This window comes from Corynebacterium nasorum, assembly GCF_022347325.1.
In the GTDB taxonomy this organism is placed as follows: domain Bacteria; phylum Actinomycetota; class Actinomycetes; order Mycobacteriales; family Mycobacteriaceae; genus Corynebacterium; species Corynebacterium kefirresidentii.
In genome coordinates this window covers 327096-349777 of the sequence record NZ_JAKRDU010000001.1, presented here as the reverse complement: position 1 = coordinate 349777, position 22682 = coordinate 327096, and the positions used below count along the sequence as shown (strand labels likewise).

The following is a 22682-nucleotide window of genomic DNA, read 5'->3' as shown; positions in this document are numbered from 1 at the left end:
TGCAGCGCCGCTTAAGCGCGTGCGCTGCAGGGGCCTTTTTCTCTGGCACCAATGTGGGGCGGATGGTGCGGGTGTGACTAACAAAACCGCAGGTGAACAACCCTAAAGTGCAACTTGAGGGTCTCGACACGCGCAAAATGTGCGTGAAAATTACACGGCTGTCGTTAAAGATGGAAAGGAACGCGATTCGTTTTCGGCGGACCGCATTACATTCCTCGTTTAATGCACGTGCAGACTTAAAGTAGCGAAAGGTGAGACCAACTCACATGATCTCTTCCAATAACAATCTCGCGGATATCAAGGTCGTCGGCGTCGGCGGTGGCGGCGTCAACGCCGTCAACCGCATGATCGAAGAAGGCCTCAAGGGCGTTCAGTTCGTCGCCATCAACACTGACTCTCAGGCCCTCATCTTCTCTGATGCCGATACCAAGCTGGATATCGGCCGCGAGGCCACCCGTGGCCTCGGTGCCGGCGCTAATCCTGAGGTGGGCAAGACCTCCGCAGAAGATCATAAGTCCGAAATCGAAGACGCCCTGCAAGGCTCCGATATGGTCTTCGTGACTGCTGGCGAAGGCGGCGGTACCGGCACCGGTGCCGCTCCGGTTGTGGCATCCATCGCGAAGAAGATGGGCGCGTTGACCGTGGGCGTTGTCACCCGTCCGTTCAAGTTCGAGGGTGCCCGCCGTACCCGCCAGGCTATGGCCGGCATCGAAGAGCTGCGTGAGGTATGCGATACGCTTATCGTTATTCCGAATGACCGCCTGATGCAGCTCGGTGGGGAAGAGCTTTCCATTGTTGAGGCTTTCCGCGCCGCCGATGAGGTGCTGCACAATGGTGTGCAGGGTATTACCAATCTGATCACCATCCCAGGCATGATCAACGTCGACTTTGCCGACGTCCGCTCCGTCATGTCCGACGCCGGCTCTGCCCTGATGGGCATCGGCTCTGCCCGCGGCGATAATCGCGCCATGACCGCTGCCGAGCAGGCCATTAATTCCCCGCTATTGGAATCGACGATGGAAGGCGCCAAGGGCGTGCTGTTGTCCATCGCCGGCGGCTCCGACCTTGGCCTGCACGAGGTTAATGCCGCGGCTTCCATGGTGGAGGAGCGCGCTGACGAAGACGTCAACCTTATCTTCGGTACCATCATCGATGACACCTTGGGTGATGAAATCCGCATCACCATCATTGCCACCGGCTTTGATGCCGAGGCCAATATGACCCAGGCCGCTGCACAACCGCAGAAGCAGCAGGAACAGCGCAAGCCGGGGTCCCTTTTTGACAATCGCCAGCGCGCGGCCGCAGAGCCCGTCACCCCGGCTCCGGCACAGCCTGGTGCGGCCGAGCCGGTACAAGATGATTACTCCCCGCGCCACTCCTACGAGCCGCGTGCCGGCCAGGAGCGGGAGCGCTACACCCCAGAGCGCCCTGTCGAGGAGCGCCGCCCAGAATCTACCGGTCTGTTCACCAACTCTGACCGTTTCTCCCGCGAGGAGCGTCGCGATGACTACCGTCTGTCTCGCCCGTCCCAGCGCCGCGATGATGATGGCGACGACGATCTGGACGTGCCTTCCTTCATGCGCTAAGCGCAAAGCGCTACGCTGGTGTGCATGCCAGTAAACGAGGAACATCGCACCAAACGCCCCGTCCGCATGGTCTTTACCAGCCGTGCCGGCGGGGCGTCTGCTATTCCATATGACTCTTTTAACCTAGGGCTCCATGTCGGCGATGACCCCGCCGCGGTTGCCGCAAATCGCGACCGCTTAAAGCGCGTGACCGGCGTGGACGATATCGTGTGGATGGAACAGCTACACACCAATACAGTCACCGTTATCGATGGTCCACAGGATGAACCTGTGTCAGCCACCGACGCGATTGTCACCACGCAGCGCCGCCTTGGACTGGGCGTCCTTGTTGCAGATTGCACGCCGGTTCTGCTTGTCGACGTCGCCGCTGGTGTCATCGCCGCCGCCCACGCTGGCCGCTTGGGCGCCCGCAACGGCATCATCGTTAATACCGTGCGCGAAATGGAGAAACTCGGCGCTCAGCCCGAGCGCATCCAGGTGGTTATGGGACCAGCTGCCTCCGGCAAAAACTACGAGGTGCCGAAAGAGATGGCTGAGGATGTAGAACGTCGGCTGCCCGGTTCGAAGACGAGGACGTCGAAAGGAACCTGGGGAATTGACGTTCGCGCAGGTTTGATCCGCCAGCTCATGGGCCTCGGCATCACCGCGATTGAATCCGATCCGCGCTGCACAATTGAAGACGAAAATTTCTTTTCCTATCGCCGCGAAGGCACTACCGGCCGCCAGGCCGGGCTGATCTGGTTGGAGGCTAACTAATGGCAGACCGTAAAGCACAGCTTCGAGAAAATCTCGCCGCCACTCGAGCCGAAATTGAACGGCTATCGGCGCAAGCAGACCGCAAGCCCCCGCAGCTACTGCCGGTGACGAAGTTTCATCCAGCTGCGAATATCGCCCTTCTTGCTGAACTCGGGGTTAGTGACGTTGCCGAAAACCGGGAGCAAGAAGCTCGCGCCAAAGCGGCTGAACTGCCACAGCTGCGCTTTCATATGATCGGCCAGATCCAGACCAAAAAGGCCAATCACGTGGCTCGTTGGGCGGCCAGCGTTCATTCGCTTGATTCCCTCAAACTTGCTCAGGCTTTGGAACGGGGCGTCGCCTTGGCAAAGGAACGAGGGGAGCGCGAGAGCAACCTGCCGGTCTTTGTCCAAGTGTCTGCCGATGGCGATGACGTTCGCGGAGGCGTTTCTCGCCACGCGCTCGACGAGCTCGTCGAAGCAGTAGAAGGAAGCGAACATCTCGACTTCGCTGGCCTCATGGTAGTCCCGCCCCTCGACGCCGATGCGGGCGAGGTCTTTCGCGGTGTGCGAGATGAGGTCGACCGGCTATCTGCCGCGCTGAAGCGCCCGCTGAAATTGTCTGCTGGAATGAGCGCGGACATGGCCGAAGCAATTGCTGCGGGCAGCGATATCGTGCGTGTCGGAACCAGTATCATGGGGCCGCGGCCAGTAGGTTGAAAGCATTGCAAAAGCGCATTTCACAGCGTAAATCACATGAGTCACACTAGACACATTTTGCGCGTTTAGACTTGTACAAATTTAGGTCAGAGGGAGACCCAAAAATGTCATTCATTGATAAGACGAAGGATTTCTTCGGGCTGGGCCCGGTGGACATCGAAGAAGACGATGCCTACTACAGCGAGGAGCCGCGTTATTCCGAAAATGCCTCCTCCGCCTACGCCCCGCGTCGTGCTCCGCAGTCTTATGAGCCTGCTCCGGTGAAAGAAGAGTTTGTGCCGACCATCGTGGCTATTTCGCTGACGTCTTTCAATGACGCTGCCAAGGTGGGCGAGCCTTTCCGCGACGGCGACGCAGTGGTCTTTGAGCTTACCGACGCCGACAAGGCCACCGCAAAGCGCTTCATCGACTTCGCTGCCGGTCTCTGCTTCGGCTTGGAAGGGCGCATGCTTAACCTCACCAAGGGATTGGATACCGAGCGCAAGGTCTTTTCTATCGTGCCGAAGTCTGCGGACATCGCTAGGCACGAGCTCGAGCGCGCCGCCGGCCTGCGCTAAAGCGGTAAGTTTCTCTTGACCCCCGCGGGGTGCCGATTGGGCACCTGCGGGGGTCTATTAGATAGGCTCGGTTATTGTGACACAACTCGGAATTATTCTTATCCTGCTCGTGCAGATTTATACGTGGGTTCTCATCGCCCGCATCATCATTGAGATGATTCAATCCTTCTCCCGGCAGTTTAACCCGCCACGTTGGTTTATGGTTGTGGCGGAGCCACTGTTTGTAATTACGGATCCGCCGGTAAAGGCGCTACGCCGTTTGATCCCGCCGCTCCAGATGGGCGGGGTGGCCCTCGACGTATCGGTGCTCGTGCTATTTATTTTGCTTTCGATACTTACACGAATCTTGCAAATCGTATTTTTCGGTTAGCACCCCCGTCGCCTCGCAACCTGTGGTAAACGTTGAGACTCGGCGGGGCGTCGATTATTGTGGTCGTTTGGTTACGATAAATCGCGATAACCCGTATTATGAACCACATGTACCTTTGTGGGGAAGGTTTAGTTAGACCTGAACCGCAGCTCCTAAGGCCCTGGAACCTCCGGGGTTGTATCAACCTGAAGGGGAAGAGAAGACATGCCACTGTCACCAGCTGATGTTCACAACGTCGCGTTCAGCAAGCCGCCCATTGGCAAGCGCGGCTACAACGAAGACGAGGTGGATCAGTTCCTCGACCTCGTAGAGGATGCGCTCGCCCAGCTGCAGGATGAGAACGAAGACCTACAGGCACAGGTCAGCGATCTCAACTCTCAGGCCAAGGCTGGCGCTGGCGCCGGTGCCGCTGGTACCGCAACGGCAGCGTCCGCTCGTACCGATGAGGCTGCACTGCGCAAGGAGATTGAGGCCAAGCTGCGCGCCGAGTACGAAACCAAGCTGGCGGACTCCAAGTCCGAGCTGTCCCGCGCTAAGGAAGAAACCAAGAAGGCGCGCGAACAGGTAAAGGCAGCCCAGGCGGAGGCTTCCAAGGCACAGGAGACCGGCTCTGCTGCCGCTTCCGCTTCTGCAGACCTGAAGGCCGCTCGCAATGAGGCAGCACAGGCAAAGAAGGAAGCCGAGGCAGCTCGTGCAGAGGCTGCACAGGCAAAGAAGGACCTTGAGGCTTCCAAGAAGGAAAATGATGAGCTGAAGAAGTCCGCTTCCGCAGCTGGTTCTTCCAAGGCCGGCGTTGCAGCTGCAGGCCTTGCAGGCGCTGGTGCAGCTCAGACTGCAGATGGTCTGGCTACCCCAGAAACCCACATGCAGGCCGCTCGCGTTCTGGGTCTGGCACAGGAGATGGCAGACCGCCTGACCTCCGAGGCCCGTGCGGAGTCCGAGTCCATGCTGTCGGAGGCACGCACCGCCGCCGAGAAGCAGCTGACCGACGCAGACTCTCGTTCCAAGGCGCAGCTTGCCGACGCCCAGAAGAAGTACGATGCCCAGCTGCAGGACGCGGATTCCCGCTCCAAGAAGCTGGTGTCTGACGCCGAGGCTAAGGCAAAGCAGACCGAGTCCGATGCGTCCTCCCGTGCTGAGGCACAAATCCGTCAGGCTGAGGAGAAGGCTGCTTCCTTGCAGGCCGATGCTGAGCGCAAGCACACCGAGGTTATGAACACGGTCAAGCAGCAGCAGACCGCACTGGAGGCTCGTATCTCCGAGCTGCGTACCTTCGAGCGCGAGTACCGCACTCGCCTGAAGACCTTGCTCGAGTCTCAGCTGGAAGAGCTGGCTACTCGCGGCACCGCCGCACCGAACGGCGAAGCTGGCAATAACTAATCCACCGCGTTCTCTCTAGCGCCCCCGCCACCGCTGCGGGGGCGCTATTGTTGTTTTAGACCGTGGTGCTCTATCCCGACCTAACCGAAAGGAACCATTGTGCTTGTTGCCGCCTTAGTTCTCGCCCTCGTGGCATTCGTAGCCTTGGTCAATTTCGTCATCTCGGGAGCCGATTGGTCGCTGTATGTCGTATTCGCCGCCGCTGGCCTCGGTCTGGTGTGCTTTATTCTGGACTGGGCGCATAAGCACCGCAGCGATAAAGCCCGGGCAGCACAACACCCTGAGCAAGATTCGTTGCGCGAGGCTTTACGCGAGAACTAAAATGGCACGCCAAAAAGGCGCTCGAGGCGCCTTATTTCGCGGTCTTGTCCTAGCAGTCAGGGGGGCTGCCACCGAATCTGTCCATTCGTGCGGCTAAGCCGTCCGCGTAGCGGCGGGGCGTTGGGATCGTCGTCGTTGGCTCCATTGTGGTAGGCGCAGGCTGTGGATAAGTTTGCGATATTGGTCAATCCACCCTGTAGCCAGGGGTCCAAATGGTGAATTTGGCATTCGTCGGCGGGCTTAGCGCACCGCGGCCACGGGCACACAGGATTTTCTGCACCCGCCATCAATCGCTGCTTAGCATTGGCGAAGCGCTCCGTGCGATACAGGTTCACCGCGCCTTCGTAGGGGCTGACCAGCGTGATGAGTCCATGTTCCTTTAACGTGCGGCGCAAGTATTGCGCACCCGAAAGCGTTGCCCCGTTTGTCATCTGCAGGGTGATTTCCTCACCGTCACCGTTGACGATGCGTACGTAATCTTCCAGCCGCACGATAACATTGGTTACTACGGTGCTCCGTTGTGCGCTATCGTCCCCGAAGAAGGTATCTTCCACCACATCTAGCGGCTTTTTATTCTGGTTTTCTACCGCTGCGTGCAAATCCGCAATAAACGAAGACGATCCATCGATCGCAAGCGTCCACGGAGCATCTTTGCGTCGGATGATGCGCACGCCTGGTTTCACGGTGCGCTTTTTCTTCGGGACTTTGGACTGAGCCAGCTTCTCCAGCGCCCCTGCTGTGGCCTTGGTAGTGCAGAGTTGTTCGCGGAGAACCCAGGCGTCGAAAAGCGTAGGCATTTTCCGCGCATACTTTTCAATGATGGATAAGGCAACAATGGAATGCCCATTGTGCTGGGCGCCTTCGATAGCGCGGCGACGTTTCCCCGTGAACTTGGTCGTGCCGCAGTATGCTTCCTTTAACAAGGCCAGCTCGCGGGCAGTCTTTTCGGCAGCGCCCCGTGCGCAGAGGTCGTCCTCAGACATGCCTGCGCACCCAAGGACGATGTCCATCCCAGGTGCCATGGCTGCGAGGTAAGTATCTAGCGCGTTCACGACTCACAATTTATTGCCCCGCGCAAGCCCCCACAAGGGAAAATTTTTAGCCTGTGGATAACTATTGTGCACGAAGATTCTGGGGCGCTATACTTTGTGCTACATGCAGTGATCCGGCCATCACCGGGGAGCAATTCAGAAGAACAGCCAGTGCGGCCTAGTAGAACTGAACGGGTGGGACCGTCAACTCCTTCACCGAAACGAAGCGGAGCCTTCGGGCTCAAGCAGGGTGGTACCGCGAGCCTGACAGGCGCGTCCCTGCACCGAGTGATGAGTGAAGGATTGTAATGGCGAAAAAGATTTACCCCAAGGTTGACATGACCGGAGGCTCAAGTCGCTTCCCGGATATGGAAGAGGAAGTTCAGAAGTACTGGAAGCAGGATGATACCTTCCAGGCTTCACTAGAAAAGACAAAGGATTGCCCAGAATACATCTTCTATGATGGCCCTCCCTTTGCTAATGGCTTGCCGCACTATGGTCACCTGTTGACCGGTTATGTAAAAGATATCGTTCCGCGCTATCGCACCATGGCAGGCAACTACGTGCCTCGTGTCTTCGGCTGGGATACCCACGGTCTGCCCGCCGAGCTGGAAGCGGAAAAGCAGCTGGGTATTACTGATAAAGCGCAGATCGAGGACATGGGCTTGGAAAAGTTCAATGAATACTGCGCTAAGTCCGTGTTGGAATACACCGACGAGTGGGAAGAATACGTCAACCGCCAGGCCCGCTGGGTGGACTTTGATAACGGCTACAAGACCATGGACATCAACTACATGGAATCGGTCATGTGGGCGTTTAAGGAGCTTTATGACAAAGGCCTGATCTACAAGGGATTCCGTGTCCTGCCTTACTCTTGGGCAGAGCATACTTCTCTGTCCAACCAGGAGACCCGACTGGATGATTCCTATAAGATGCGCCAGGATCCGACCCTGACGGTTACCTTCCCTGTGGAGGGTGCTCGTGAGGGAAGCGCGGCAGAAAAGACGCTGGCGGAGCACCCCGCGCTTGCCGACGCCTCCTTCCTCGCCTGGACTACCACCCCCTGGACCTTGCCTTCTAATGAGGCTTTGGCGGTTCACCCAGAGGTTACCTACGCGCTCTTTAAGGCCACCGAGGGTGATTTCGCTGGCCGTACCTTCATCATGGCGGAAAACCTGCTGGCTACCTTGGAAAAGGAACTAGGTGAGGCCGAGGTACTGGAGACCTTTACCGGCGCGCAGCTCGAGGGCTTTACCTATGAGCCGATCTTTGGTTTCTTCCCGGATTTGCGCAATGCTTACCAGGTATTGGTTGCTGATTACGTCACCACCGAGGACGGCACCGGCGTGGTTCACCAGGCTCCGGCGTTTGGTGAAGACGATATGAATACCACTAACCAGTACGATATCGAGCTGGTTATCCCAGTGGACGAGGACGGCAAGTTCACTTCGCAGGTACCGCCGTATGAGGGACAGCTGGTCTTTGATGCCAATAAGGACATCATCAAGGACTTGAAGGCCGCTGGGCGAGTGGTGCGCCACGTGACCATCGAGCACTCTTACCCGCATTCGTGGCGCTCGGGTGAGCCGCTAATCTACATGGCTCTGCCAGCCTGGTTTGTGAAGGTAACCGAGTTCCGCGATCGCATGGTGGAGCTCAACCACAATGAGATCGAGTGGCTGCCGGAGCACATTCGGGACGGTCAGTTTGGCAAGTGGCTCGAGGGGGCGCGCGACTGGAATATCTCGCGTACCCGCTACTGGGGTGCGCCAATCCCGGTTTGGATGTCCGATGATGACAATTACCCACGCATGGATGTCTACGGCTCCTTGGATGAGCTGGAGCGTGACTTCGGCGTCCGCCCGGAGTCTCTGCACCGCCCGCACATCGATGAGTTGGTGCGCCCGAACCCGGACGATCCAACCGGCAAGTCTATGATGCGCCGCGTGCCGGACGTATTGGACTGCTGGTTCGAGTCCGGCTCGATGCCGTTCGCGCAGAAGCACTACCCCTTCGAGAATAAAGAGTGGTTTGAAACCCACTCGCCGTCTGACTTCATCGTGGAGTACTCCGGTCAAACGCGTGGCTGGTTCTATGTGATGCACGCGCTGTCCACCGCGCTGTTTGATCGTCCGGCATACAAGAAGGTCGTAGCCCACGGCATCGTGCTGGGCAACGATGGCCTCAAGATGTCCAAGTCCAAGGGCAATTATCCAAACGTCAATGAAGTCTTTGACCGCGACGGTTCGGATGCCATGCGCTGGTTCCTTATGTCTTCGCCTATCCTGCGCGGAGGCAATCTCATCGTGACCGAGCAGGGCATCCGCGAGGGCGTGCGCCAGGCTATCTTGCCTATTTGGAACGCCTATACGTTCCTGCAGCTCTACGCGGAAAAGGAAGCTAAGTTCGACACCACCTCTACGCATGTTCTGGACCGCTATATCTTGGCTAAAACCCACGATGTCGTAGCTAAGGTGGACGCGGCGCTTGCCGATACCGATATCGCTACGGCAACCGAAGAGGTGCGCCTGTTCGCAGACGTTTTGACCAACTGGTACGTGCGTCGCTCGCGCGAGCGATTCTGGGAGGGAGAGGAAGCCCATCCTGAGGCATTCAATACCTTGTACACCGTGTTGGAAACCGTGACTCGCGTGGTCGCGCCACTTTTGCCGCACGTGGCGGAAGTTATCTACCGCGGGCTAACCGGCGAGCGTTCCGTCCACTTGGCGGACTTCCCGCAGGCCGCGGATTACCCAGCCGATGCAGATCTGGTGTCTGCGATGGATACGACCCGTGCGGTGGCCTCGGCGGCATCGTCGGTGCGCAAGTCCAATAAACTGCGCAACCGCTTGCCGCTGCCGAAGCTGACGGTGGCTCTTGCAGGGGCACAGCGTTTGGCGGGCTTTGCCGATATCATTCGCGACGAGGTCAACGTTAAGGAAGTTGAGCTTACCGATGACGTCGATTCGGTGGGCACCTTCCAGGTAGTCTGCAATGCCAAGGTCGCTGGTCCGCGCTTGGGTAAGGATGTGCAGCGCGCCATCAAGAACCTTAAGGCGGGCAACTATGAGCGCCGCAGCGATGAGGTAGTAGTTGACGGCGATATTGTGCTTGGTCCGGATGAGTACACGGAGCGCCTGCAGGCGGCGAACCCGAAGTCGACCGCGCGTATCGACGGGCTCGATGGCCTTGTGGTACTCGATACTGAGGTGACCGAAGAGCTCGAGGCCGAAGGCTGGGCTGCTGACGTTATCCGTGGCCTCCAGGACGCCCGCAAGGCTTCTGGATTCGAGGTTTCGGATCGCATCGCGGCCGTACTTGCCGTACCGGAGGCGAAGAAGGCATGGGCTGAGCGTCACGCCGACCATATAGCCGGTGAAGTACTCGCCACCGACTTCCAAGTGACCACCGAGGCGCTTGATGGCGAGGGCGTGCACGAGGTGGTTAAGGGGGTTAGCGCTACCGTCGTCAAGCAGTAGCGCGCTAGCTGCCACCTAAAAATAATTGCCCAGCCGGCGTGGCTGGGCAATTTTTATGAGTGATAGGACTTAGCGGACTGGACCGGGCAGGTGAGCGCGCCAGCCGAGGACCGCGTTAACTAGGCAGCACAGTGCAAGCACGGCGCCAATGAGGAATAGGGTGGTAAAGCCGAGCAGCGGGGCGAGCGCGCTGAAGGCCATGGGGATAAAGAAGCCGGTGTAGGACACCGAGTAGTACACGGCGGTGAGGCCAGCGAGTTCTTCAGGGCGGGCGATGCGCTGGACCTCGGATAGACCGGCGACAAGGGCTAGGCCATATCCTGCACCCATGACGGCTGCGCCGGCGATACCGAGCGGCAGCGAACGGGTACTAGAGGCAACCGCACCGAGGATGGTGCCTACGGTGATAACTCCCATTGCCACCGCGGAAGCACGGGCGGACCGGCTGGTGTCAATGACCTTGCCGAGCATTTGGACGCCAACGCCGCAGCCCAAGGTGATAACAGTCATGAGGCCGGAGAAAGCAATGGGTGCTTCACTGGCAGACTTGGACAAAAGTTGGGGCAAGAGCGCGTAGGCGGCACCAGCGCAGCCGAAGACCCACGGTGCTACCGGCAAGACGATGCGCACGAAGCGGCGGTGGGCTGCGGAGGGAATGTGCAGCATGCGCAGCATGTCGCGGATGCTCAGGTCGAGGAAGGTATCTTTTACCGTGGCGCCACGTGGTGGGCGAGTCTCCGGGGTATTCATCAACCAGATGGCGGTGGCTACGGTGAGGAGAATGTGCAGGATATAGGCCAGATGGGTTGGCCACGGGCCCCATTGGGCCAGCACCGATGCGAGGCCAGCGCCGATGAGAAAGCCTAGGGTTAGGCACATCGAAGCGTGGCGCGGGCCAGCAGCGGGGTCGCCGCCGGCGCGGGTGATAAGCTCCGCCACCCACGTGGAGCCGACCGCCATGACGATGCCTAGAGCCAAGCCACACATGATGCGGCCCACGGCGATGACGAGGGGCTCATTCGGTGCGATGGAGAGTAGGAATGAACCCAGCAGTGATAGGGGTGCGGCAGGCAGCATTGTGGGGCGGCGCCCGATGTAGTCCGAAAGCGGGCCAGAGATGAGCAGCGCCGGCACGATGCCGAGCACATAAGCGGCTAGGAGCCCGTTGACAGTGACCTGCGAGAAGTGTGATTGCTCGCGGTACATAACTAGGAGAGGGGTGAACTCATTGCCGCCCCACGCCACGGCAACCATGCTGCCGGCGACGGGAAACCATGAGTGCTGGGCAAACTTTTCGGTCATAGTTGATTCCTTGAGTTGGTTAGGTGGGTGTCCAATGTGGAGAGGTAGGCGTCGAGGTCGCCGGTGCGGAGGGCATCGGCAAGCGTGCGGTGCTGGTCCACGAAGGTGCGGGCACGGGCCACATTGCGGCCAATGGCTGTGGCGGTAAAGCGCTGCTGGCGTTCGCGCAGCTGGTGTCCCAGCCCGGCTAGCAGGCTATTTGCCCCGCCATCCATGATGATCTGGTGGAAACGTGCGTCCAGCTGGGCATAGGCGCGTAGGTCTGCGCCGTCTAGGGCGGTGTCTTGCTCCGCGATGGTCGCATCCAGCTGATCAGCAATGTCCGCGCGCTCGGCATCTGACATTGCACAGATTTTTTCGGCGCAGTGCCTGTCTACGAGTAAGCGCGCCTCATAGACCTCGCGGATTTCCTGCGGGCTAATCGGCACGATAAGTGCACCTCGCCTGGGGTAGAGCTGGAGGAAGCCTTCGACCTCTAGGCGCAAAAAGGCTTCATGCATCGGGGTGCGGCTAATCCCCATCTCGGTAGCGAGTGAGGCCTCGGAAAGCATCTGCGAGGGCTCGAAGGAGCCGTCAATGATCTTCTCTTTGACGAAGTCATAGGCACGCTCCGCAGCGGGTTGCATTCGTTCATTGGACATGCATCCATCTTGCATACAAGCTTGCATGCAAGCAAGCGTGAAGGTGTACTTTGTGGGGAACGAATCTAGTTAGGCAATCGTGTGACGTGGCACGTATTGGGGTCGAAGAGTAAGCCGTGGCCCATGCCGACCCAGCCGATGAAGGGGGCGTCGGCAAGCGTGTGCGGGGTGTGGACGTGCCCAAGGATCCAGGCATCGGCCTCGCAGGCCTGTAGCTCAGCCACGGAAAGCGGCAGGCAGGTGCCTTTAGAAAACTCACCGGTGACGGAAGAATGTAGGAGGCCGAGGACGGGGCCGTTGCTGCGGCGGGGAGGAAGCTGGAGGCGGCGCGGGTCCGGATCGGTGGCCACCGCTGCGGTTAGGACCGTGGTGTTTCCTATGCGAAAGGTATGCACCTGCGTGCCGTGGACTGTCACCTCGGGCGGGAAGTCCAGGTGGTGGTGGGTATCGTGGTTGCCGGAAATGAAGTGGACTTCGCTGAACAAAGTGACTGCATGGGCCATAACGGTGCGGGCCTGAGGCACAAACTCGGCCGAGTTAGCGTTGCGGTCAATGATATCGCCCAAGCACACGCACGCTGTGGCCCCTCTGTTGGCGGCAACCTCGAGTGCCTGCAGGGCCCAGTCCAAGCCGGGGGCGCCCGCGCGGCCTAGGTGCAGATCGGCAAAGACAAAAATGCTAGCGGGCATGTGCGGCCTTTCGGTTTTGCCACCACGTGATAGCTACCAAGACAATTGTGGACGTTCCGACACCGATGAGCGTCATAGCCATGGCCTCGGCACGGTGTCCTTGATCGAATTGGTTCATAATCCACGGAGCCAAGAGGTTGACCTGGCTGGGGCGAATGAGCGAGGACATGACCAGCTCGCGGATTCCTACGAAGAAGGCGAGGAGCCAGCCAGCGAAGATGCCAGGAGCAAGCAAGGGCAGGGTAATGCGCCCAAAAGTTTGCAGAGTTGAGGAACCCGAAATCGCGGCGGCCTCGTACATGGTGGGGGAGATGGACTCGGCTGAAGTCTTGATATTTTGAATAGTCATGGGCAAAAAGAGCACCGTAAAAGCCATGACCAGCATGCCCATCGTGCCGTAGGGCGACCAGGGCAGCCAAGGAGAGTTCCAGAGCAAAATAAAGCCAATGGCCAGCACAATGCCCGGCACGGTATCGGGGGCGACGGCCAAGAAATCGCTCAGCTTTGCGCCTATGAAGCTTTGGCGGCGGGTGAGCACCGTGACGAGGACACCTAGTGCTACGGCAGCGGTGGCGCCAAGGGCGCCCAGGCCGATGGAGCGAATCAGCGCTTCCTGTGCGGTGGGCATCTGCACAACGATGGAGAAGTAATCGAAGGTGAGGTTATTGAGCGTAGGTGGGGCCGAGCGCAGGATGGTCATCGCGGACAAAGTGATGGAAAGATAGGGAATGACCACCGAGGCCAAGAGGATGACTGCGGCAATGAGTGCGCCGAGGATAGAGCCGACGGGGCTGAGGCGGATGAGCACGGGGCGGCTTACACGTCCGCCGCCGGTGAGATCGTGGCGCGAAATCCACTGTTGGAATGCCCACGCAGCCACGCCAATGGCAAAGAGAACCGAAGAGGACGCGGCGGCGCTGGAAAAGTCGAGGGGGTCGATGGTGACGTCTTCATAAATAGAGGAGACGAGCACCTTGTATCCGATGGCATTGCCCAACGTAACTGGGGTGCCAAACTCGCCGGCGGCCTTGATGAAGATGATGAGTGCACCAAGGGAATATGGCCCAATAACATTTGGGGCGATGATGCGCACGGCCTGTTGCCAGCGGCTCGCGCCGGCTACCTGGGCCATCTCCAACGTTGACGCTGGAATGCAATTCAGGCAGGTGCGCAGGATGAGATATAAGAAAGGGAAAAGCTCCACGGCCATGATGAAGGCCATGCCCCACACCGAGTAAATGACATCGTGGGCGAGTTTGCCAGCGCCGTGGCCGAGAAGCATCTCTGCGACACCACCGCGGCGGGTGAAATCCATCCACGCCATTGCCGCCGCAAAGGGCGGAGTCATAAACGGGATCATGACGGCGATCTCGATCCAGTTGGCCGAGCTAAAGCGCGTCCACGCACGTAGAAAAGCGAGCGGGGCGGCCATGAGCGTGGCAAAAGCCACGACCAGCACGGACAACAAGATGGTATTGCCAAGGATGTGCAGCATGCCCGGTTGGACAATGTTGCCTAGGGCTGAGGGCTCATCGTGGTAGCCCACGGCCGCGTTGACCAACACGGAAGCCAGTGGTGCGGCGACGAGGGCGAGCAAGATAAGAAGGATCCCGTATATCCCAAGGCGACGTCGGGGAGTGGTGGTGGAGCTCATTGGTTATTTCAAATAGCGCTTGGCAAAGGTTTCCTTGATGTCCTTGGACTGAGAAACCAGGCCATCGAGGTCATCGTTGAGGGTCTTAATCTCATCCAACTTCGGGCCATTCTTTGGAGCGATGTCCTTATTGGCCGGAATCATGTTCTTGGAGGCGGAAATTTCTTGTGCCTCTTCGGAGAACATGAAGTCCACGAAGGCCTCTGCGGCTTCCTTGTTATCGGAGGACTTGAGGATCATGACTGGGCGCGGGGTGACCGTGGTACCGGAAGTAGGGATGGCGACCTCGAGCGGCTCACCCTTTTTCTGCGCGGAGTATGCGGAGTAGTCAACGCCGCCGAGGACGATGCCACGGGAACCGGAGGTGACCTGGTCGAGTGCTGGGCCATTGGCACCTTGGACGATCATGCCGTTGTCAAAGAGCTTGTCAAAGAGGTCCCAGGTCTTCTTCTCGCCCCATTGGTCCACCATGGCCGCGATGAGGTCGGCTGCGGTACCGGATTCGCGCGGGTCCGGCATGATGATTTGGTCTTTGTACTTCTCATCGGTGAGGTCCTCCCAGTCTTTCGGGGCCTCGTCCACGACGTTGGTGTTGGTTACCAGTGCTAGAGCCGAACCATCGCGGCCGGTAAACGTGCCGCTTTCCGACGCCCACTTGGACTCAATCTTGTCCGCTCCCTCCGGCGTGTACTTTTCAAGAGCGCCGGACTTGTCCTGCTTGCTAGCTGCCGCCCACGAGGCGAGGTAGACGACGTCAGCCTGCGGGTTTGCCTCCTCTGCCTTGAGCTTGGCGGTGATCTTTCCGGTGGTGTCGGCAAAAACATTGACGTGGACGTTGGTCTTTTCTTCGAAGGCCTCCACGAGGGCGTCGGTGAGACCCTGTGGGTTAGCGGAGTAGTAATCCACCTCGCCGGATAGACCTTCAGGCGCTTTCCACTTCTCAGCAGAAGAGGTGGACTCGTCGGTGGCGGTTTCGGTGCTGTCCTCAACGGACCCGCAACCGGTCAAGGCGAGCGCTCCAGCAGCGGTGGTAGCGATAGCGGCAGTAAACTTTTTGGTGAACATGTGTGGCTCCTATGCAGAAAGAGAAGATGGATAGTTGAGGTGGACGGTCTCGCCGCGAGCGATGCGGCGCGGTGAATATGCCACCCACGGCTCCTCGGCCCCGGGAACATTGCAGCGCAACTCGTAGCGCCCACCGATGTAGTGAGCGCCAAGAACCTGCGCCTCGACCCGGCGCGGGGAGGCGCCGGTGTCCTCCTCCGCAGTGGTGACGGTGAGATTTTCTGGACGTACGCTGGGTAGCTGTGGGTGGCGGTTCATGGTGCCTACGAAGCCAGCGATGAAATCGGTGGCCGGCTGTTCGTAAAGGGTGACTGGATCCGCGAATTGTTCGATATGGCCCTGAGTCATAACTACGACGCGATCCGACATGGCAAGTGCCTCGGCTTGGTCGTGCGTGACGTAGATGACCGTCAGCCCCAGCTCCTGTGCCAGCTGGGTGAGCTCTGCGCGGATTTGCACGCGCAGCGCGGCGTCGAGGGCGGACAGCGGCTCATCCATAAGCAGGACATCTGGATTAGAAACCAACGCGCGGGCGATGGCAACGCGCTGCTGTTGGCCACCGGAAAGTTGGTTTGGCCGCGCCTTCGCTTTGGAAGCGATACCCACCATGTCCATGCAGGCTCGGACCTTCTCGGCCCGTTGGCCTGCCGCCACCTTATTGCCTGGGGTGGTCAGCGGAAACTCGATGTTCTTTTCCACCGTCATGTGTGGCCACAGTGCGAGGTCCTGGAAGACCATCGAAAGCCGGCGCTTATTGACGGCTACGTTGGTTAGTGGGCCAAATACCTCCATCTCTCCGAAGGAGATGGTTCCCGCGTCAGGCGTTTCTAATCCGGCTATGCAACGCAGCAGGGTGGACTTGCCGCAGCCGGAAGGTCCGAGAATAGAGACGAATTCACCGCGGTTGATGCTCAGATCGGTCTCGTGGAGGCCCGTATTATCGGCGAATTCGCGCTTAACGCCGCGCAAGATGACGTGGGGTGAGTCCATAATCAGCGAAATACTTTCTTCAAGAAATAACCTCGAAAAAGATAAGGCCGTAATATTGCATGTGGGTGACGTGAAGATGGAAGGGGATTAAAGCTTTAATTAACGGCACGCAAACACCCAGGAGTGCATGTAGAGGTACGCCTATTAGACTGGGCCGCATGCAACGCTGGGTTTTACATATCGACATGGACGCGTTTTTCGCCTCCGTCGAGCAGCTGACCCGGCCTACGCTGCGGGGGCGTCCGGTTTTGGTGGGCGGAACCAGCGGACGCGGCGTGGTGGCAGGCGCCTCCTACGAGGCGCGCGTGTACGGTGCGCATTCGGCCATGCCGATGTACCGCGCGCAGCAGCTCGTTGGGCTACGCGCGGTAGTGGTGCAGCCGCGCCGGGTGGTCTATTCGGCGGCCTCGCGCCGGGTATTCGACATCATCGCGCAACACGTGGAAGTCGTCGAGCAACTTTCCATCGACGAGGCCTTTATGGAGCCCGCCGCCCTGCAAGGCGCGAGCGCGGATGAGGTCAAACGCTGGGCGGATGAATTGCGCGCGCTCATCCGTAAGGTGACGGGGCTGCCGTGCTCCATCGGTGCGGGTTCGGGTAAGCAATTTGCCAAGATTGGCTCAGGCGAGGCGAAACCCGATGGCACCTTCGTCATCCCGGCCGAGCGCCAGCTTGAAATGCTGCACCCGCTTGCGGTGAACAAGCTATGGGGAGTCGGCCCAGTGACCGGCGCGAAGCTGAATTCCATTGGGGTGGAAACCATTGGGCAGCTCGCGGCGATGACGCGCAAGGAAGTGGAGATTTCTATCGGCAGCGTGGTAGGTCTGCAGCTGTGGCAGCTGGCCCGCGGTATTGATGACCGAGAGGTAGCGCCGCGCGCTATTTCTAAGCAGATTTCCACCGAGCACACCTACCCGAAGGATCTGCTAACCGTGCCGGAGGTCGATGCAGCTATAGCCCGCGCGGCGGAGGACGCGCACCGCCGGCTGCTTAAGGATGGGCGTGGCGCACGCACCGTGACGGTGAAGCTGCGCATGGCGGACTTTCACATTGAGTCACGCTCAACTACCTTGCCGTACGCGACTGACGACGCCGCCGTGCTCACCGCCGCCGCCTTCAAGCTCGCCCGCTATCCCGATGAGCTCGGGCCCATTCGCCTAGTGGGAGTGAGCTATTCCGGGTTAGAAACCGCCCGCCAGGACGTGCTCTTCCCGGAATTGGACCGCGAAATCGTGCGGCCCGCGCCGGCAGATACGGACTATGAAACCGGAGTGAGCGACGACGTTGCGCCGCCAGTACCGACACCGACGGTGACGGTGGAAGAAGAAACCGATAACCAGTGGCACGCAACGCAAGACGTATTCCACCCCGAATACGGCCACGGCTGGATTCAGGGCGCCGGGCATGGGGTAGTGAGCGTGCGCTTTGAAACCCGTGCCACGGGGCCCGGCCGGACCAAATCTTTCGCGGCCGATGACCCCGTGCTCGTGCCGGCGGATCCGCTCGACTCGCTTGATTGGCAGGATTGGCTCACCACCGAAGACTAAGCATTTACTGTCGGAATAGCTCAGCTGGGTCGGTGCCAGTGGCCAGTGCCGCTGCCAGCAAGATTCGCGCCTGGCTCGGGCGGAAAGACCCGGCGTTAATAGCGCCCAGTTTCCCAAGGCTCGCGCCACCGCCGTCGCCGCCGTAGGCCAGCGCTGTTGGGCCGTAGGGCGTGCGGGTAGAAATGACGACGGGGAGGCCGGCGCGGAGGGCGTCGGCAAGCGCGCGGCCCATGTCCTCGCCCATATTGCCCGAGCCCATGGCCTCGATAATGAGGCCGCAGGTAGGGGAATTGGCGGCGGCATCAACCAGCAGGCGCCCAGCACCCGGATAGGCAGTGATGATCTCCACCGGATGCGGCGCCAGCGGGGCAGGAGCTAGGCGCGGCGTGGTGCCAGGGATACCCAGAGACTCGAATCCGCGCAGTTCACTAGTGTGCCGCTTGCGCGCACCGCGCGCCGGAATGCTCGCACCGCCAAAGCAGATAAACACCCCGGCGCGCCCGCTGGCTGCAAGATCGCGGGCATCGCGCAGGTTGCTAGGGCCGTCCGCCGCGGGGTGATCGTAGGAACGCTGCGCCCCCGTGAGCACGATGGGCTTTGCACCGCTACAGAAAATCTCCAGTGCCAACGCGGTCTCTTCCATCGAGTCGGTGCCATGGGTGATGATTACACCGTCGATGTCCTCCCGCGACGTTTGGGCGTTAACCACCGCGATGAGCTCATCGAGGTCCGCCAAAGTGATAGAGGAGGAGTCGAGTTGCCGAAACTCCACTACCTCGGCGTCGATATCGGCGGCTAGGGTCGCGCCGGAGACGGTGGGAACAAGGGAACCATCGGCTGTGGTGGTACACGCTATTGTGCCGCCGGTGGCGATCAAAGCAATTCGGGTCATGTACCTAAGGTTAAAGAAATCTGCGTCCACGCGGCGGGCGCAATCCGGAAAAGGGTGGTGCAGCTGTAAACTGATGGGAGTTTGGAACCCACACGTGAGGAGTTAGAATTGAAATTCCGCAAGTTTAGCGCCGCGTGCCTCGCACTGACCGCGGCTACCGCCCTGGCCGCCTGCTCTTCCGACGATGAGCAGGACAATTCCGCCGCCGCCAACACCGAGGCAAAGGAATCCGCTTCCTCGGACGGCGATTCCGCCGCCCCCGCGCTGCCGTCCCCGGCCGACCTAAACGCAATTTTGGCCAAGGCCACCGACCCCAATGCCTCCGAGCAAGAAAAGACCTCCACCGTGCAAGGCGGCGAGACCGCGCCGGAAATCTTTGACACCATGGCAAAATCCAAGGCGGAATCCGGCGCTGAATTCGAGGTCGTGGATCCTGTACTGCCGGGCTATGACCCGCAGTCCGTGCTTACCACCGTGAACTTCACCACCGCTGATGGTCAGCAGCAGACCGCAGACCAGGTGGAGTTTGTGTATGAAAATGGCACCTGGAAGCTTTCCAAGGCTTGGGCTTGCACGCTTATCCAAAACACGGTGCCGCCAGAGCAAGTTCCAGAAATGTGTGCGGACACTGGCGCCGGTGCCTCCGCACCTGCCCCGGCTCCGGCCGAGGGCGACGGTGCACCCGCGGAAGGCGATGCCCCCGCTGCTGGTGCCGAGCAGGCCCCGGCAGAGGCTCCTGTAGAAGCCCCGGCCGAGTAACTAGGAAAAGTTCAGCTCCGTCAGGCTCGACTGCACCACGCGCAGCTCCGAGCCGGCGGCACCATAAATGACCTTAGTGTCGAAGGACACGTCACCGTCTACGGGCAGCGGCTTGCTCAAATCCACCGTGATGCTGCCCTTGGATTTGGTGCTGGAATCTAAAACCTTGAGCTCTTTGTTCTCCAGCTCCGTGCCTTGGGCCTGGCCTTCAAAGGACAGTGCGCCTAGCGAGGGTCGCTGTTCTACCTCTACGTTTAGTTTCACTCGGTCGCCATCGATGGAATCGACCGTATAGCGCGTGGTCTGCAGCAGGGTAGACTCGCCGGTCACGCGCGAATCCACCGACCAGCTCGCGCCCTTGCCCACCTCCTCGGTAGGGAAAACTACGGGTAGGGCCGTCAGCTTCATAATCGCCTGTTCGACGGAGCCGCGGGCATCATCCGTGGCATTCTGGGGCGCAGCTAGGCGCAGCGAATTCATCTGGCCGGTGTCCTGGCCACGCCAACCAAATTGGAATCCCTCCGCCGAGGAGACGTCTTTATCTCCGGTAGATTCTGCAGTTCCGGCCGTGACGAAGGCATTGCGGCTGGCTGGTAGCTGGTCTTCGACGTCCTCGCTGGCCTTTTCTACCTTGGCCGATAGCGGCAGGGTAGTAGTGGTGGAATCGACGTCGGAGGCCTGAAACTTCTCAGCTGCGGACTTTTTGAGCAGGTCCTGCGCAAAGCCCTCGGTAACGCGGTAGTTTAGGTCCTGCGTGGAGTCGATATCGCGGTATTCCAGGAGTTTTTTCTCTCCGGTTCCGGGATTGTCCACGGTGACGCGTGGGGCGTCGATAGTCAGGCCTACGGGTTGTTCCACCGCCGGGCCTGGCTTTTCAGAGGAACACGCCGTAAGCGCTACGGCGGCTGTGGTCAGGGCTGCAAAAACTTTGACTCGAAACACGCTTACCAAAATACCGGACGCTCCCGTTTAGAATAGACCGGGTGAGTCAAAAACGAAGGAGCAAGACAGGACTTATTGCCGCAGTAGTCATTGCCGTGGCGCTGGTGGATCAAGCCGTGAAGCAAGTAATGCTCTCCATCCTTAACGAGGGCGAACCCCTGCCGGTGATTGGGGACTGGTTCCGTTTTACGCTGCTTTTTAATCCTGGTGCCGCCTTTTCCATGGGCGGGGAGGGATCTACGTGGCTGTTTACTACCATCCAATTGGTCTTTGTGCTCGGCGTGGCCGTAGCCGCCCCGCGCATTACCCACTCCGGTCAGGCAGTAGGCCTAGCGCTCATTGCTGGCGGTGCGCTGGGTAATTTTGCCGACCGCATCTTCCGCGCCCCCGGCTTCTGGTTCGGGCACGTGGTGGACTATATTTCGGTTGGCTCTTTCGCCGTGTTCAATATCGCAGATGCGGCTATCACCTGCGGAGTGGTGCTTTTCATTATCACCATGGTGCTGGAGGAAAGGAAGGCCGAGCATGAATAGGCAGATGCGCAGCTTCCCCATCCCCGAAGGGCTAGAAGGCATGCGTGCCGACGCCGCCCTGGCCAAGCTCCTTGGCCTCTCCCGCAGCGCCACCGCGCAGCTATGTGCCGAAGGCAGCGTCACCATCGATTCCCAGGAGCTGGGCAAGTCCGAGCGTTTGATTTCCGGCAACGTGGTCTCCGTGCTTTTGCCGGAGCCAGAAAAGCCGCTGCTGCCGCGCGAAGAGCTGGTCGAGGGCATGGACGTGCTCTACAGCGATGCCGATATCATCTGCGTGCATAAGCCGGTGGGCGTGGCCGCGCACCCCAGCGTGGGTTGGGACGGGCCGACGGTGATCGGCGGGCTGCGCGCGGCCGGCTATACCGTGGCTTCGTCCGGGCCGACCGAGCGCCAGGGAATCGTGCACCGCCTCGATGTGGGTACATCTGGCGTGATGGTCGTGGCTTCCTCGGAGCGCGCCTACTCTGCGCTCAAGCATGCCTTTAAGTACCGCAGCGTGAAAAAGACCTACCACGCCGTGGTTCAAGGCCTGCCAGATCCCATCGAGGGCACCATCGATGCCCCCATCGGCCGCCATCCCAAGTCGGGCTGGAAATTCGCCGTGCTTGATGACGGCAAAGCTGCCGTTACCCACTACAGCCTTATCGAGGCCTTCCGCGAGGCCAGCCTCATCGAAGTGCACCTGGAGACTGGCCGCACCCACCAAATCCGCGTCCACATGTCTGCCACCGGGCACCCGTGCGTGGGCGATCCCATGTACGGCTCCGATCCGAACCTGGCCAAGCGCCTTGGACTCGAGCGGCAGTGGCTCCACGCGGTAAAACTCGGCTTTACCCACCCCGGCACCGGCAAATGGTTCGAGATTCAGGCACCGTATCCAGCCGACCTCGACCATGCCTTGGAGGTGCTGCGGGGATGAGGGAGGTCTACCGGCGGCGTCGGCTAGCGGCGTTGGCGGTGCTCGCGGTGCTTTTTCTGGCAGTGCTCGCGCTCTTCGGCGCGTTGGGGACCCAGGCTACCTCGCAGGTGCAAGGAGACCAGCTAGGCCCCGATGGGGAAACGCGCGCGGAGTATATTGCGCGCGTGGCAGGCAGCGACATTCCCAATGAGCCTGCCTACGCCCTGGTTACCTTCGACGAGGATCTACCGCCCGTAGCCGCCGCGGCCGCCGTTGCAGCGGCCCCGCGCATGGATGCCATCCTCATTGGCTCCACCGCCCCCATCGACGTCCCCGAACCGAGCGCTGGTGAGGACCGGGCCGCCGTCATCCAGCGCGCCTTCGACCGCATCGATGCTTCCTATGGGCAGCGGCCCAGCACGGTAAGCGCAGTTGTGGTGTGGGGATCGGGCGCCCAGCTTGCCGACGTCGCCTCCACCCCCTCCGTTGCCGCCGTCGAACCCGCGCCTGCCGACGCCGCCTGGGGCAGCTTCGCTATCCGCCCTCCCAGCTAATTTCGCCTTCTGTGCTCCCGCAGCGCGCAGTGCCCCCG

The 22682-nt window shown here is 60.0% G+C and carries 22 protein-coding genes; 13 read left to right on the top strand and 9 right to left on the bottom strand.

Annotation, left to right across the window (positions count from 1 at the left end):
• Positions 1-266 precede the first annotated feature (266 nt).
• The 7 genes from ftsZ to MHK05_RS01640 all read left to right on the top strand — a co-directional run bounded on the left by ftsZ (position 267) and on the right by MHK05_RS01640 (position 5668).
• Positions 267-1586: a cell division protein FtsZ gene (gene ftsZ / locus MHK05_RS01670; RefSeq protein ID WP_239204367.1), complete on the top strand. Its 1320-nt coding sequence runs from the start codon at positions 267-269 to the stop codon at positions 1584-1586.
• Between the two features lie 24 nt (positions 1587-1610).
• The gene (gene pgeF / locus MHK05_RS01665; protein ID WP_239204365.1) at positions 1611-2342 is read left to right on the top strand and encodes a peptidoglycan editing factor PgeF; all 732 of its coding nucleotides are present in this window, start codon (positions 1611-1613) and stop codon (positions 2340-2342) included.
• Positions 2342-3040: a YggS family pyridoxal phosphate-dependent enzyme gene (locus MHK05_RS01660; RefSeq protein ID WP_239204363.1), complete on the top strand. Its 699-nt coding sequence runs from the start codon at positions 2342-2344 to the stop codon at positions 3038-3040. Before pgeF ends, MHK05_RS01660 begins: the two co-directional genes overlap by 1 nt.
• A gap of 104 nt (positions 3041-3144) precedes the next feature.
• Positions 3145-3597, top strand: a complete 453-nt coding sequence (locus MHK05_RS01655; RefSeq protein WP_023021208.1) for a cell division protein SepF — start codon at positions 3145-3147, stop codon at positions 3595-3597.
• Between the two features lie 76 nt (positions 3598-3673).
• On the top strand, positions 3674-3967 hold the full coding sequence (locus tag MHK05_RS01650) for a YggT family protein (RefSeq protein WP_239204361.1): 294 nt from the start codon (positions 3674-3676) through the stop codon (positions 3965-3967).
• Between the two features lie 204 nt (positions 3968-4171).
• Positions 4172-5347 (top strand): DivIVA domain-containing protein, encoded by a 1176-nt coding sequence (locus MHK05_RS01645; RefSeq protein ID WP_239204359.1) that lies wholly within the window; start codon positions 4172-4174, stop codon positions 5345-5347.
• A 99-nt stretch (positions 5348-5446) separates the two neighbouring features.
• A complete protein-coding gene (locus MHK05_RS01640) occupies positions 5447-5668 on the top strand; it encodes a zinc-binding dehydrogenase (protein ID WP_239204357.1) in 222 nt (73 codons plus the stop codon).
• Between the two features lie 56 nt (positions 5669-5724).
• On the opposite strand, the gene MHK05_RS01635 is transcribed toward MHK05_RS01640, so the two are convergent.
• Positions 5725-6720, bottom strand: coding sequence for an HNH endonuclease signature motif containing protein (locus tag MHK05_RS01635; protein ID WP_239204355.1), 996 nt, complete (start codon positions 6718-6720; stop codon positions 5725-5727).
• 287 nt (positions 6721-7007) lie between these two features.
• Between MHK05_RS01635 and ileS the strand changes: the two genes are divergently transcribed.
• Positions 7008-10178 carry an isoleucine--tRNA ligase gene (ileS, locus tag MHK05_RS01630; RefSeq protein WP_239204353.1) on the top strand — a complete coding sequence of 1057 codons (3171 nt, stop codon included), beginning with the start codon at positions 7008-7010 and terminating at the stop codon, positions 10176-10178.
• A 69-nt stretch (positions 10179-10247) separates the two neighbouring features.
• Here ileS and MHK05_RS01625 read toward each other — a convergent pair whose 3' ends face one another.
• The 6 genes from MHK05_RS01625 to MHK05_RS01600 all read right to left on the bottom strand — a co-directional run bounded on the left by MHK05_RS01625 (position 10248) and on the right by MHK05_RS01600 (position 16519).
• On the bottom strand, positions 10248-11480 hold the full coding sequence (locus tag MHK05_RS01625) for an MFS transporter (protein ID WP_023021214.1): 1233 nt from the start codon (positions 11478-11480) through the stop codon (positions 10248-10250).
• Positions 11477-12121, bottom strand: a complete 645-nt coding sequence (locus MHK05_RS01620) for a GntR family transcriptional regulator (protein ID WP_023021215.1) — start codon at positions 12119-12121, stop codon at positions 11477-11479. The genes MHK05_RS01625 and MHK05_RS01620 overlap by 4 nt, the downstream gene beginning before the upstream one ends.
• Positions 12122-12186: 65 nt before the next feature.
• Entirely contained in the window at positions 12187-12810 is a 624-nt protein-coding gene (locus MHK05_RS01615) for a metallophosphoesterase (protein ID WP_239204351.1), read from the bottom strand.
• Positions 12800-14464 carry an ABC transporter permease gene (locus tag MHK05_RS01610; RefSeq protein ID WP_239204349.1) on the bottom strand — a complete coding sequence of 555 codons (1665 nt, stop codon included), beginning with the start codon at positions 14462-14464 and terminating at the stop codon, positions 12800-12802. Before MHK05_RS01610 ends, MHK05_RS01615 begins: the two co-directional genes overlap by 11 nt.
• A gap of 3 nt (positions 14465-14467) precedes the next feature.
• A complete protein-coding gene (locus MHK05_RS01605; RefSeq protein ID WP_239204347.1) occupies positions 14468-15529 on the bottom strand; it encodes an ABC transporter substrate-binding protein in 1062 nt (353 codons plus the stop codon).
• Positions 15530-15538: 9 nt separating this feature from the next.
• Entirely contained in the window at positions 15539-16519 is a 981-nt protein-coding gene (locus tag MHK05_RS01600) for an ABC transporter ATP-binding protein (RefSeq protein WP_239204345.1), read from the bottom strand.
• Positions 16520-16677: 158 nt separating this feature from the next.
• On the opposite strand from MHK05_RS01600, the gene MHK05_RS01595 reads away from it, so the two are divergent.
• Positions 16678-18066: a DNA polymerase IV gene (locus MHK05_RS01595; RefSeq protein ID WP_239204343.1), complete on the top strand. Its 1389-nt coding sequence runs from the start codon at positions 16678-16680 to the stop codon at positions 18064-18066.
• A gap of 4 nt (positions 18067-18070) precedes the next feature.
• Here the strand turns inward: MHK05_RS01595 and MHK05_RS01590 are convergent, their stop codons facing one another.
• Positions 18071-18958 carry an asparaginase gene (locus MHK05_RS01590; RefSeq protein WP_239204341.1) on the bottom strand — a complete coding sequence of 296 codons (888 nt, stop codon included), beginning with the start codon at positions 18956-18958 and terminating at the stop codon, positions 18071-18073.
• A gap of 108 nt (positions 18959-19066) precedes the next feature.
• Between MHK05_RS01590 and MHK05_RS01585 the strand changes: the two genes are divergently transcribed.
• Positions 19067-19717, top strand: coding sequence for a WKL family lipoprotein (locus MHK05_RS01585; RefSeq protein WP_023021220.1), 651 nt, complete (start codon positions 19067-19069; stop codon positions 19715-19717).
• Here MHK05_RS01585 and MHK05_RS01580 read toward each other — a convergent pair whose 3' ends face one another.
• Positions 19718-20659, bottom strand: a complete 942-nt coding sequence (locus MHK05_RS01580; protein WP_239204340.1) for a hypothetical protein — start codon at positions 20657-20659, stop codon at positions 19718-19720.
• A 41-nt stretch (positions 20660-20700) separates the two neighbouring features.
• Here MHK05_RS01580 and lspA point away from each other — a divergent pair, with 41 nt between their 5' ends.
• From lspA to MHK05_RS01565, 3 genes are read left to right on the top strand one after another with little or no spacing between them, the layout of a single operon-like run.
• Entirely contained in the window at positions 20701-21192 is a 492-nt protein-coding gene (gene lspA, locus MHK05_RS01575; RefSeq protein WP_034655419.1) for a signal peptidase II, read from the top strand.
• Positions 21185-22111 carry an RluA family pseudouridine synthase gene (locus MHK05_RS01570; RefSeq protein WP_239204338.1) on the top strand — a complete coding sequence of 309 codons (927 nt, stop codon included), beginning with the start codon at positions 21185-21187 and terminating at the stop codon, positions 22109-22111. Before lspA ends, MHK05_RS01570 begins: the two co-directional genes overlap by 8 nt.
• On the top strand, positions 22108-22644 hold the full coding sequence (locus tag MHK05_RS01565) for a hypothetical protein (RefSeq protein ID WP_239204336.1): 537 nt from the start codon (positions 22108-22110) through the stop codon (positions 22642-22644). The genes MHK05_RS01570 and MHK05_RS01565 overlap by 4 nt, the downstream gene beginning before the upstream one ends.
• Positions 22645-22682 lie beyond the last annotated feature (38 nt).